13 protein-coding genes and 1 pseudogene are annotated in these 11,475 nt (G+C 73.6%); 10 read left to right on the top strand and 4 right to left on the bottom strand.

The window, feature by feature from the left end; translation table 11 throughout:
- The 3 genes and pseudogenes from AB0C76_RS37250 to AB0C76_RS37240 all read left to right on the top strand — a co-directional run.
- Positions 1–772: pseudogene (locus AB0C76_RS37250) on the top strand (MFS transporter); the annotation flags it as partial.
- Between the two features lie 258 nt (positions 773–1,030).
- Positions 1,031–1,321, top strand: coding sequence for a DUF1905 domain-containing protein (locus AB0C76_RS37245; RefSeq protein WP_359974260.1), 291 nt, complete (start codon positions 1,031–1,033; stop codon positions 1,319–1,321).
- A 155-nt stretch (positions 1,322–1,476) separates the two neighbouring features.
- The gene (locus tag AB0C76_RS37240; protein WP_359974259.1) at positions 1,477–2,169 is read left to right on the top strand and encodes a DUF4232 domain-containing protein; all 693 of its coding nucleotides are present in this window, start codon (positions 1,477–1,479) and stop codon (positions 2,167–2,169) included.
- 73 nt (positions 2,170–2,242) lie between these two features.
- Here the strand turns inward: AB0C76_RS37240 and AB0C76_RS37235 are convergent, their stop codons facing one another.
- On the bottom strand, positions 2,243–2,377 hold the full coding sequence (locus tag AB0C76_RS37235) for a hypothetical protein (RefSeq protein ID WP_359974257.1): 135 nt from the start codon (positions 2,375–2,377) through the stop codon (positions 2,243–2,245).
- A gap of 158 nt (positions 2,378–2,535) precedes the next feature.
- Between AB0C76_RS37235 and AB0C76_RS37230 the strand changes: the two genes are divergently transcribed.
- Positions 2,536–3,108, top strand: coding sequence for a transglutaminase family protein (locus AB0C76_RS37230; RefSeq protein ID WP_359974255.1), 573 nt, complete (start codon positions 2,536–2,538; stop codon positions 3,106–3,108).
- 55 nt (positions 3,109–3,163) lie between these two features.
- Here AB0C76_RS37230 and AB0C76_RS37225 read toward each other — a convergent pair whose 3' ends face one another.
- Positions 3,164–4,285 carry an NAD(P)/FAD-dependent oxidoreductase gene (locus AB0C76_RS37225; protein WP_359974253.1) on the bottom strand — a complete coding sequence of 374 codons (1,122 nt, stop codon included), beginning with the start codon at positions 4,283–4,285 and terminating at the stop codon, positions 3,164–3,166.
- Positions 4,286–4,882: 597 nt separating this feature from the next.
- Here AB0C76_RS37225 and AB0C76_RS37220 point away from each other — a divergent pair.
- Entirely contained in the window at positions 4,883–5,953 is a 1,071-nt protein-coding gene (locus AB0C76_RS37220; RefSeq protein ID WP_359974251.1) for a terpene synthase family protein, read from the top strand.
- 259 nt (positions 5,954–6,212) lie between these two features.
- Here the strand turns inward: AB0C76_RS37220 and AB0C76_RS37215 are convergent, their stop codons facing one another.
- Entirely contained in the window at positions 6,213–6,710 is a 498-nt protein-coding gene (locus tag AB0C76_RS37215) for a phosphoribosyltransferase (protein ID WP_359974249.1), read from the bottom strand.
- A 126-nt stretch (positions 6,711–6,836) separates the two neighbouring features.
- On the opposite strand from AB0C76_RS37215, the gene thpR reads away from it, so the two are divergent.
- The 3 genes from thpR to AB0C76_RS37200 all read left to right on the top strand — a co-directional run bounded on the left by thpR (position 6,837) and on the right by AB0C76_RS37200 (position 9,209).
- A complete protein-coding gene (gene thpR / locus AB0C76_RS37210) occupies positions 6,837–7,454 on the top strand; it encodes an RNA 2',3'-cyclic phosphodiesterase (protein WP_359974247.1) in 618 nt (205 codons plus the stop codon).
- 70 nt (positions 7,455–7,524) lie between these two features.
- A complete protein-coding gene (locus AB0C76_RS37205) occupies positions 7,525–8,109 on the top strand; it encodes a TetR/AcrR family transcriptional regulator (RefSeq protein ID WP_359974245.1) in 585 nt (194 codons plus the stop codon).
- A 119-nt stretch (positions 8,110–8,228) separates the two neighbouring features.
- On the top strand, positions 8,229–9,209 hold the full coding sequence (locus AB0C76_RS37200) for a zinc-binding dehydrogenase (protein ID WP_359974243.1): 981 nt from the start codon (positions 8,229–8,231) through the stop codon (positions 9,207–9,209).
- Between the two features lie 43 nt (positions 9,210–9,252).
- Here AB0C76_RS37200 and AB0C76_RS37195 read toward each other — a convergent pair whose 3' ends face one another.
- Entirely contained in the window at positions 9,253–9,627 is a 375-nt protein-coding gene (locus AB0C76_RS37195; protein WP_359974241.1) for a hypothetical protein, read from the bottom strand.
- A 122-nt stretch (positions 9,628–9,749) separates the two neighbouring features.
- Between AB0C76_RS37195 and AB0C76_RS37190 the strand changes: the two genes are divergently transcribed.
- Positions 9,750–10,508: a hypothetical protein gene (locus AB0C76_RS37190; RefSeq protein ID WP_359974239.1), complete on the top strand. Its 759-nt coding sequence runs from the start codon at positions 9,750–9,752 to the stop codon at positions 10,506–10,508.
- 382 nt (positions 10,509–10,890) lie between these two features.
- On the top strand, positions 10,891–11,463 hold the full coding sequence (locus AB0C76_RS37185; protein WP_359974237.1) for a hypothetical protein: 573 nt from the start codon (positions 10,891–10,893) through the stop codon (positions 11,461–11,463).
- The last annotated feature ends 12 nt before the right edge of the window (positions 11,464–11,475 follow it).

Below are 11,475 nucleotides of genomic sequence, written 5' to 3'. Positions count from 1 at the left end.
GGCCCTCACCGGCCTCGGCGGCCCGGCCCTGGCCGGCGCCATGGTCGGCCTCGGCGCCACCGGCTGGGTGATGGTGATCTCCGCCCTCGCCTACGCCACCAGCGCCACCTGCCTGTTCGTCCTGCGCCTGGGCACCGTCCCCGCCCCGCCCGCCGGCGAGAGCCTGTGGCACAACCTCGCCGTCGGCTGGCACGAATTCCGCTCCCGCAGCTGGCTGTGGGGCGTCATCGTCATCTGGATGGTCTTCGCCGTCCTGTCCTGGGGCCCGCAGCTGTCCGTGGCCGCCGGCGTCATCGTCCCCGAACACGGCGCCACCGCCTTCGGCCTCCTCAACTGCGCCCTCGGCGCGGGCACCGTCGCCGGCGGCCTGCTCGCGATCCGCTACAAGCCCGAACGCCCCCTGGCCGCCGGCGCGGTGGCGATGTTCGCCTACCCCCTCTACCCGCTCGGCATCGTCCTGGACTGGCCCGTCTGGCTCCTGGCCGCCGCCCAGTTCGCCGTCGGCGTCGGCATCGGCGTGTGGGGCGTCATGTGGGCCACCAGCGTCCAGACCCAGGTCCCCGGCGAGGTCCTCAACCGCGTCCACGCCTACGAGGTCGCCGGCTCCGTCGGCATGTACCCCATCGGCAGCGCCCTCGCCGGCCCCGCCGTCGGAGCGTTCGGCACCGACCACGTCCTCCAGGTCGGCGCCGCCGTGGCCCTGCTGACCGCCACCGCCCTCCTCCTCACCCGCCCCATCCGCAGCCTGCGCCGAGTCCCCACCCCCGCCTGACCCACCCCGTCACCCGCACGGCCGCTGACCTGCTATTGTTCTTCCCGTCGGGAGGAAACGATCTCCCGAACAGGCGTCAGTGGTGCTACCAGAGCACGTCCTACTTTCAGTAGGAAGAGTCCGTGCGACCCGGGCCTGGCGCTCCATCACCGGACGAGGTCCGGCACCCACCAGGGTGCCGGACCTCTTTCGCTTCCGGGCGCCGCGAGGGCCGCGCCTCCTGGGCGTCGCGGGCACGCCACCGGACATTGAACGGCTGTGGATGTCGTCTTCGTCGGCCGCGTCATCGAGTGGCGGGGTCCGTCCCCGTACTACTTCGTCCCGGTGCCGCAGGAACAGTGCGCCGACATCGCCGCCGCGGTGGCGGCGGCGGCCACCTACGGCTGGGGCGTGGTCCCGGTCGAGGTCCGCATCGGCGGGACCGCCTTCACGACCTCGCTCTTCCCGAAGGACGGCGGCTACCTCCTGCCGGTCAAGAACGCCGTGCGCGGGCCGCAGGGCATCGCGACCGGCGATCGGGTGACCGTGGAGCTGACCGGCCGCCTCTAGCGCGTGTCGCCCGCGCGGCCGTTGGCCAAGGGGGGAGAAAGATCTCGTCACCGTCCTGTCACAGCCGCCCGCCTGAGGAACCGAGGGCGCGGCGGAGGTGTGTACCGGGCAGATGCCGGTACTGGACCGGTACCACTCGATCCTTCGGGGGAGACATGCAGCAGAACGCGCAGTACGCGAAGAAGGCTCTCAGACCCGCGGTTGCCGTGGTCTCGGCCGCCGCGGCAGCCCTGGTGATCACGGCCTGCGGACCGGAGAACGACCAGCCCGGTACCACCGCGGCCCCGTCGTCGTCGGCGACCGCCCCGACCGCGCCGAGCACCACGCCCGCGGCCCCCGTCAAGGGCGGCACGCCCTCCGCCGCCCCTGTCACGGCCGCCGCGTCGTCCAGCGCGGCGGCGGCGCCGACCTGCGCGCCCGGCGACCTGAAGGTGGAGGCCCACCAGGCGAAGCAGCGGCCCAACGGCACGGGCGTGGGAGCGGCGATCGTCGCCTTCACCAACACCTCCGCACACCCGTGCACGCTGGAGGGCTTCCCGACGGTGGCCGGGGCGGCCAACGGATCCCCGGACCACAACGCCCCGCTCACCGTGACCCGCACCGGCTCCGCCGCCCCCGTCCGGCTGGCCCCGTCCGGCAAGGCCTGGGTGAAGCTCACCTTCGTCCAGGTCCAGGGGGAGGCGGACGGCTACTGCGTCTCCGGGGCCACACCGGTCGCCTACCCCACCCTCGTGCTGGGCCTGCCGGGTGGTGCGGGGGCGCACCAAGTGGCCCTGGACGACGGCCTCTTCGCCGAGTGCGACAACAAGGTGACCACCACCGCCCTGCTGGCCACCAGCCCTTCCTGACGAACCACCGCGCGAACCAGGCCGCACCCGTCGGCCCGGTCGCGCTACGGCGCACCCCGTCGGCCCGGTCGCGCTACGGCGCACCCCGTCGGCCCCGGGTGAACACCCGCCCGTCGAGGTCGTGGAGCCGTTCGGCCTGCGCCGGGTCGCCGTGGTGCCAGCGGCGGTCCCGGGCCGCGTTCCTCCGCTCCTCCTCCGCCGCCGCCATCGTGGTGTGTTCCTTCCGTCCCGGGGCGCCGACCGCCCCGCAGACGAGCAGCCAACCGGACGCGTAGGACACCGGCCCGGTGCCCGCCCCGTCACCGGCCCCGTCCGGGGAGTGGAATTCCGCCCGCGGCCGGCGGTGCGCGCGACACCGTGGACACCATGATCCTTCAACCGGAAACCGACGACCTCGCCGCCTACCTCGCGGCGGACGAGGTGATCGACCACCAGCACCCCGAACTGCGGCGCCTGGCCGCCGAGCTGGCCACACCCGAGGCGGCCTTCCACCACGTGCGCGACCGGGTGTGGCACTCCGCCGACGCGGGCGCGTACAGCGGGGCGTTCCGCGCCTCCGACGTGCTGGCCGCGGGCAACGCGATCTGCCACGGCAAGTCCCACCTGCTGGCCGCGCTCCTGCGGGCCCAGGGCGTGCCGACCGGCCTGTGCTACCAGCGCCTGGAGGACGGCGAGGGCGGCTTCGTGCTGCACGGCCTCAACGCCGTGCACCTGCACGGCCGCTGGTCGCGCCTGGACGCCCGGGGCAACCGGGAGGGCGTGGACGCGCGGTACGACCTGGAGACGGAACGGCTGGCCTGGCCGGTCCGCCCGGAGCTGGGCGAGCGCGACTACCCGGGCGTCCTCGCCGCCCCGCCCGCCCCGCTGCTCCAGGCGCTCGCCCGGGCGGTGCCGGGCCGGTCCGGCTACGGCTACCTGCCGGGCGAGCTCCCGCTCTGAGCGGACGACCGCCGTGCCCGGGGCCGGTGCCCGACCGGCCCCGTGGTCGGTCTCCTCACCGGCCCTGCCCGGTGAGGAGACCGATCACGGGATGGGTCGCGTCGTCCCCGGAGCCGCCCTCAGGGAACAGTTCGGCGGCCTCCGCACTGCGGGGGAACATGTCCCGCTCGTACGCGGCGAGCGCCGCCTCGACGTCGTCGGGGTGCGCGGCGAGGGCCAGGCCGAGCTCGGCGCCGTCGAGCATGGCCAGGTTGGCGCCCTCGCCGTTCGGGGCCTGGAGGTGGGCGGCGTCGCCGAGCAGGGTCACCCCGGGCACCCGCTCCCACCGGTGCTCGGCCGGGAGGGCGTAGAGGTGGCGCAGGACCGGTGCGGAGTCCGCCTCGGTGATCAGCGCGAGGAGCTCCGGCGCCCAGTCGGCGAACTCCCGCGCGATGCGCGCGGTGGCCGCGGCCGCGTCGGTGACGTCGAGGCCGGCGAACCAGTCCAGCGGCTCGGTGATGCCGATGTAGGCGTGCAGGGTGTCGCCGCTCTCCCGGTGCGCGAAGATGTCCCGGTCCGGTGACGACGCCGCGATCATCGACCCGCCGCCGACCGCCCGCGCGGTGGCCGGGAACCGGGTGCGCGCGTCGGCCAGATACGTCTCGACGACCGACTTGCCGGTGTACTCGGGCCGGGCGGCGGAGAGCAGCGGCCGCACGCGCGACCACGCGCCGTCGGCGCCGACCAGCAGGTCCGTGACGACGGTGCCGCCGTCGGAGAACGCCACCTCGTGACGGCCGCCGCCCAGGGGACGGACGGCGGCCGCCTTGCGCCCCCACCGGACGGTTCCGGCGGGCAGCGAGTCGAGCAGGATCCGCCGCAGGTCGCCGCGCTGCACCTCGGGGCGTCCGCCCGTGCCGTCGTCGGCCAGGTCGACCAGGACGGCCCCGTCGCGGTCCAGCACCCGCATCGCCTGGCGGCCCTCCAGCACGATGGCGCGGAACTCCTCCGTCAGCCCGGCCGCCGCCAGCGCCGGTTGCCCGTTGTAGTCGTGGATGTCGAGCAGCCCGCCCTGCGTGCGCGCCGACGGGGAGGGATCGGCCTCGTGGACCGCTACCGGGATGCCGTGCAGGTGCAGGACCCGGGCCAGGGTGAGGCCGCCGAGCCCGGCGCCGACGATCGTGACGGGTGTGCGCATGGGTGACTCCTTCGGGATCGGGCCGCCCGGTCGGCTCCGGACGGCCGTCCCCCGACGCTGTCAGGCGGCGCCGTCATGCCGCCGTCATCCGACCGTCGCCCCCCGTCGGATGACTGTCCTTACACCACCTGACGCCGCCCCGGACAGCGGCCGAAAGGCGGGGCGCACGGCCGCCGGTGCGCGCCCTCTTCGTCCCGAGGACGACCGGCCGCCGACTACGCCAACCGTGCGCCCGGACACGACCCCGGGCCGGCCCGCGCCACCGTCCGCACCCGCGACTCCGGCCGCCGCACCGCGCACGTCCCGGGCCCGTCCCTGTTCGTGGCCACTGCCGTCCGTATCCGATCTTGTCCCAGTGCCGTTCTGCTGCGCCCTGCTGACGGTCCATCAGTGAAAGGTGTCCCGACCACCCCACCGACCACACATGTGTCACACACAACCCTCAAACCCCGGTCGCACGGTGCGCGGGTGTGCGCAGGAAACGCATCGGGTCGGCCGGACGGTCGTTGGTCGTGCAGCGCGTGAGACAGCTCGCGCCTCCGAGCAGGCCGCCGAAGACGTCGGCCGGCTCGGGTCCTTCACACGAGGAGCCGACCGGTGAGCGACCTTGTCCGCCTCATTCCGCAGCCCAGGGAAGCCGAACGCGCCGACCTGAACGTTGATGCTCTCGAATTCCTGAAACGCTACGGTTTGCACCCGGACCCCGAGGCCTACCTCGCCCACGGATACGTGGACCTGTGCCTCAAGGCGTGGCCGACCGCCGGCGGAGCCCCGCTGCGCCTGGCCGCGCGCTGGGCCCTGTGGACGTGGACGACCGACGACCTGCTGGACGGAGACCTCCGCGGCGCCCCGCTGGAGGCGGTCGGGAGGCTGACCCGGTCGCTGCTGTGCGTGTGCGCCGAGAGCGACCGCCCCGCGCCCGACGACCATCCCGCGGTCCACGCGCTGGCGGAGCTGGTCCGGCAGACCCGCGCGATCATGCCCGACGCCTGGTGGCAGCGCTACCGCGAGCAGCTGGCCGCCTGGATCGTCGCGGCCCGCGACAAGCTGGTGCACTACGTGCAGCCGGGACGCACGCCCACGCTGCGCGAGTACCTGATGCTCCGTCCGGCCGACGGCGGGATGCTGCTGGCGGCCATGTGGTGCGAACTCGCGGACCAGTGCATCACGCCGCACTGGGACGACCCCATGGTGCAGGACCTCCTCGATGCCTTCTCGACCTGCGGGATCCTCGCGAACGACCTCGCCGGCGGCGGCAAGGACGAGACCTTCAACGCCGTCACCGCCCGGATGGCCGACGGCGGCCTGTCCGAGGCGCAGGCCCGCCAGGACGTCAGCGAGCGGCTGGACGCGGAGGAACGGCGCTTCGACTGGCTCCACTCGGCGGTGCGGCGCGGCTTCCACGCCGGACCGCCCCCCGAGGCCGGCACCGGCGGCCCCCCGGTGGACCAGGTCCTGGACACCCACCGCTTCGCCCTGCTCCTCGACCAGTTCCTCGTCGCCCTCACCACCTGGACCGGCACCAGCGCCCGGTACCCGGTCTCCGGCGCCCCGCACCAGGGGCGCCGCGCCCTGCGCGACGTCCTGCTCAGCCCCGCCGTCCGCACGTGGAGGGCCGTGGGCCCGCGCTCCCGGCGGACCCGGACCAACGCCGCCACGGCCCGCTGACCTCGCCGCCGTCCCCCGACCGCGGGCAGGCGCCGTGCGGCTCACCCCCCTGCCAGGGCCCACCGACCCCGGCAGGGGGTGTTGCAGCTCCGACGCCCGGCCACGGCGGTGAGACCGCGGCCCCGCCGTCCGCGCCCGGCCCCGGGGACGGGACGTCGACGACGTCCTGCGGCTGCTCGCACGCGTGGGCATCACCGTCGAACTGAGCCGATCTTCCCCTCGGGTACGCGCCGGGACTGCTGCCGGGCCCGTGTTCCGGTCAGGCGTCGAGCACCTGGCCGGCGCGCTTGACGACCGGCCCTTCCGTCGACCAGGGGAACTCGATCCAGTCGTCGGTCTTCTTCCACACGTACTCGCACTTCACCAGCGAGTGCGACTTCTCGTAGATCACGGCCGACCGCACCTCGGCGACGTGGCCGAGGCAGAAGTCGTGCACCAGCTTCAGCGTCTTGCCCGTGTCGGCGACGTCATCGGCGATCAGGACCTTCTTGTCGGTGAAGTCGATCGCCGCCGGGACGGGCGCCAGCATGACCGGCATCTCCAGGGTGGTGCCCACGCCCGTGTAGAACTCGACGTTCACGAGGTGGATGTTCTTGCAGTCCAGCGCGTACGCCAGACCGCCCGCCACGAACACGCCGCCACGGGCGATGCTCAGGACGAGATCGGGCTCGTACCCGTCGGAGGCGATCGCGTGCGCGAGTTCGCGCACCGCCCGCCCGAACGTCTCGTAATCCAGGGTCTCGCGCACGTCGGTCACGGCGCCCAGTCTCCCCGCAGGCCGCCCGGGTGGCGAGCACCGGCACGCCGGGGAGCGCCGGCGGCCCCGGCACCGGCCCCGGCCCCGCCCCGCCATTCGCCGCCGGCGGGGTGCTAGAAATCCCTCGTGGACGTTTCCCCCGAGCCCTCGACCCTGCGCGTCTTCATCGCGCTGGCCCCGCCCGACGACGCCAAGGACGAACTGGCCCGGGCCCTGCAGCCCGCCTGCACCAGGTACCCGCGGCTGCGCTGGAACCGGATCGAGGACTGGCACATCACCCTGGCCTTCCTCGGAGAACTCCCGTCCACCGCAGTGCCGTTGCTGCAACCGCTGCTCGCCGGCCGCGCGGCCTCCCACCCCGCCCTGCAACTGGCCCTGCGCGGCGGCGGCCACTTCGACGAACGGCTGCTGTGGAGCGGCATCGACGGCGACCTGGACGGACTGCACCGGCTCGCCGCCGACGTCCGCGACCTGGTCGCCTCCTGCGGCATCGAGTACCGCAGCCGCCCGCTGCGCCCCCACCTGACCCTGGCACGCGCGCGCCGAGACGATCCCACCAGCGTGCCCCGGGCCGCGGCAGGCCTCGCCGGATTCGAGGGCCGGCCGTGGCAGGCCGAGCGCCTCCACCTGGTCGGCAGCAACACCGGCGGCGGCCCCGGCCCGATCCGCTACCGCGACATCGAGGCCTGGCGGTTCGGCGCCGCGGCCCGCACCGGCGGCGACAACGCCCCGGCCGAGCCGTAGCCGGCCGGCGAACGCCTCCCCGCCGTGGACGGCCCTTGTTCTTGAACGAGTATTCAGATACGTTCGTGCCATGCCCAGACCTCGCGAGTTCGAGCCCGACACCGTGGTGGATCAGGCCATGCTGTGCTTCTGGCTGCGCGGCTACCGGGCCACGTCCGTCGAGGACCTGGTCAAGGCGACCGGAGTGAAGCCCGGCAGCCTCTACAGCGTCTTCCCCGGCGGCAAGCACGCACTGTTCCTGAAGTCGCTGGAGCGCTATTCCGAGCTCGTCGTCCCCCAGAAGCTGGGCGAACTGGCGGCGCCCGGCGCCTCGCTGGCCGCGCTCCGCGGCTACTTCGACGGCCTGGTGCAGGACCTGCTCAGCCCGGAGGGCCGGCAGGGGTGCCTGCTGGTGAACACGGCGATCGAGAACGCCGCCGGGGACGACGAGGCCGCCGCCGTCGTCCGCGGGCACCTCGCCCGCCTCGAACACTGCATGACCGCCGCCCTTCGCAACGCCCGCGCCGCGCACGAGGTGCGCGCCTCGGTGGACCCGGCCGGCAGTGCCAAGGTGCTGGTCGCGACCTGCCAGGGGCTGATGGTCGTGGGGAAGGCCAACCCCGACGGGACGGTGCTGCGCGCCATCGTCGACAACGCCTTCGCCGTCCTCGTCTGATGCCCTGATGTCCTGATGTCGTCCTGACGCCCTGAGGCTCGACCTCCCGGGGCCACCGCACGCGGTGGCCCCGTCTTTCGGGCCAATAGTTGAATCACTATTCAAGAACGGATCCGCCCATGAAGGCCATCGTCATCTCCACCTATGGCGCCCCCGAGGTCCTGCACCTCACCGAGCTGCCCGACCCCGTGCCCGCGCCGGGAGAGGTACTGATCCGCGTCAAGGCGTTCGGCCTCAACCACGCCGAGGCCTACATGCGCGCGGGCGCCTGGGGCGACGTCGCCGCCGTCCCCGGCATCGAGTGCGCCGGTGTGATCGAGTCCGACCCCGCCGGCCGCCTCGCCCCGGGCACCCGGGTCGTGGCGGTCCTCGGCGGCATGGGCCGCACCCGCAACGGCAGCTACGCCGAGCTGGTCACGGTGCCGGCCGCCAACGTGGCCGTGGTGGACTCCCCGCTGGGATGGGCCGAGCTCGCGGCCGTCCCCGAGGTCTACGCGACCGCGTGGTACGGGCTGTTCGGCAACCTGGGCCTGCGGGCCGGCGAGCGCGTCCTGGTGCGCGGCGCGACCTCCTCCCTCGGCCAGGCCGCCGTCAACCTCGCCGTCGACCACGGCGCGAAGGTGCTCGCGACCACCCGCAACCCCGCGCACGCGCCGCTCCTGAAGGAGCTCGGCGCCGAGGACGTCCTCATCGACGACGGACACCTGGCCGCGCGCACCGACCACCGCACGGCCCCGGTCGACGCGGTGTTCGACCTCGTCGGCAACAGCGTCCTGCGCGACTCCCTGGCCGCGGTCCGCCCGCGCGGGCGGGTCTGCCAGCTCGGCTTCCTCGGCGGCTTCGAGCCGGTGTGCGACTTCGACCCGATCGCCGACCTGCCCACCGGCGTGCAACTCAGCTTCTTCGGCAGTGCGTTCGTCCTGGGCAGCCCCGAATTCCCGCTCACCGCCGTCCCGCTGGACGAGATCTACGCCAAGGTCGAGTCGGGGGCCCTCCGGGCCCGGCCGGTCCGGGTGTTCCGCTTCGACGAGATCGTCGAAGCCCACCGGATCATGGAAACGGGCGGCGCGCTCGGCAAGATGGCCGTCACCGTCGACTGACCCGGCCCGTCCCCGGCGCCACCGTCGCCGGGGACGCCCGGAGTCACAGCGGGACGAGGACGTCCTGGTGCGCCCCGTCGAGGACGAGGCCGTTGTCCAGGCGGACCCGGACCGTCACCTGCTTCCCCTGTTCCCGGTGGGCGGCCCACCGCGGCTCCAGTGCGGCGATCTCGCCCTCCAGCCGCTCGCGGCTCGCGGCCGGCATGGTGTGCCCGTAGTCCTCGAACAGCGCCTTGAGCCGCAGGTACTCGCGGACCTCGTGGCTCTCGGGGAGCTCGCCGTCCACCCGCTCGACGGTGCCCTCGATCCCGGCCCCCAGCGAGAGGAACCCGACGACGGCCCCGGCCTCCCCGGCGACCGCCTCACCGAGTGCGAGGTCCTCGGCCAACCTGACGCGCAGGCCTTCCACCAGGGTCATCCGCTTCTCTGCCTCTCCGTCGATCGCTGCCGCCGGCGCAGCCCGCCCGCGGCCCGGCCATTATCGTCCCCGCCCCCGGCACCCCTGCGATCGCGCGAGGGACGCCTGTCACACTGTGCGCCATGACCGAGTACGAATCCCACGCCCCGGCGCAGCTTTCCGAGGCGCTGCACCGCAGGCTGGAGCGGATCGAGCGGCTCCTGGAGCCCGAGAAGCCGCAGCGCCCGGCGTGGCGTTCGGTCACTCTCGGTGAGCAGCGCTGGGCGGTCTCGGTGGCCATCCTGGTCGCCGTGGGCCTGCAGCTGGCCCTGCCGAACCGCCTGACCATCCACCCGCACTGGATGCTGCCGGCCCTGGAACTGGCACTGCTGGTGGCCCTGGCGGTCCTCAATCCGCACAAGCGCATCGACCAGGCGTCGCGCCTGCTGCGGCTGATGAGCCTGGCCGTGGTGGCGGTGATCAGCCTGGCCAACGGCTGGTCGGCGGTGAAGCTGGTGCGCGACCTGATCCACACCTCCGGCTCACCGGGCGCGCTGGCACTGCTCGGCACCGGCGGTGCGGTGTGGGCGACCAACATCATCGCCTTCTCGCTCTGGTACTGGGAGTGGGACCGCGGCGGCCCGGCGGCCCGCGCCCAGGGGGTGAAGGCGTACCCGGACTTCCTCTTCCCGCAGATGCAGCAGGAGGGCATCGCGGAACCGGGCTGGGAGCCCTCCTACCCGGACTACCTGTACGTGGCGTTCACCAACGCCTGCGCCTTCAGCCCGACGGACACCATGCCGCTGTCGGTCTGGGCGAAGCTGCTGATGATGACGCAGTCGGCGGTCTCCCTGATCACGGTGGTGCTGGTGGTGGCGCGAGCGGTCGGCATCCTGCAGTAACAGCCCCGGGAACCCTGTGACTTCCCCCGTCGCGGACTCCCGCGCGCCGATTGCCGGACTTCTCGGAAGCGGCTCCGCAGCGGTTCGGCGTGGGCAATGATGGCCGCAGGCGGACACGTGACCCGGGGGCCGGATGGCGCACGCACAAGACACCGGCGGACCGGACGCTCCCATTCGGCGGAGCGGTCGGTCGCCGGGTTCGGAGCGTGCGGCGAGGCCCGAGCCCGACCGTGCCGTTCCGTCCGGTGCGGCCGGTGCCCGCAGCACCAACCGGATCGAGGGCGGCACCATCCACGGGACGGTGGTCCAGGCCGATGTCGTACACCTCCACCCCGGGCCGGATCCGGAGAGCAGACGCACTGGTCCCCGACCCAGGACGGTGATGATCGCGAGCACGCTCCTGTCGCTCGCCGTCCTCGCGGGGCTCCTCCTGGCGGCACGTCCCGCCCCGCCCCAGAAGTGGCCGGACATCCGGCACGGGGGAACCGGCCTGGCGCGGATTCCCGACTTCGTGCCCAACCACCCGGATCATCTCGGCGTAACGATCGGGGACGCCTGCCGTTCCGGCGCCAAGGGGTTCTCGGGGACGAACCAGACGGTGACGGCACCCGACGGTCAGGTCCTCGGCTGGGTGTACCTGATGGCGAACCCGAACCGGAACTCGGGCTGCGACCTGGTCTGGGCGGAGTTCGATCTGAACAGGGGGAGGTACGGCAGCATGAACGGCCGGGGCGGGGCGGGCATCGCACGAGTCGACGTGACCCTCGACCTCGGCAGGAGAACACCGCCGGAAACGACTACCTGGGGCGACACGTCGGACCGGTACGACCCCGGCCGCCCCCGCCTCGCCGATCCCCCCGGAGAGATCGTCGAAAGCCCGGGAGCCAACGCGTGCCTGACCGACGCCGTCGTCGCGCGGGTCTTCGTCACGATGTACCCGAACCCCGCCTCCTGAACCCATGAGCCG

The sequence above is a fragment of the Kitasatospora sp. NPDC048722 genome, from assembly GCF_040650235.1.
Classification (GTDB): Bacteria; Actinomycetota; Actinomycetes; order Streptomycetales; family Streptomycetaceae; genus Kitasatospora.
Note: the sequence above shows the minus strand (reverse complement) of the source record. Positions and strands in the feature narration are given on the sequence as shown.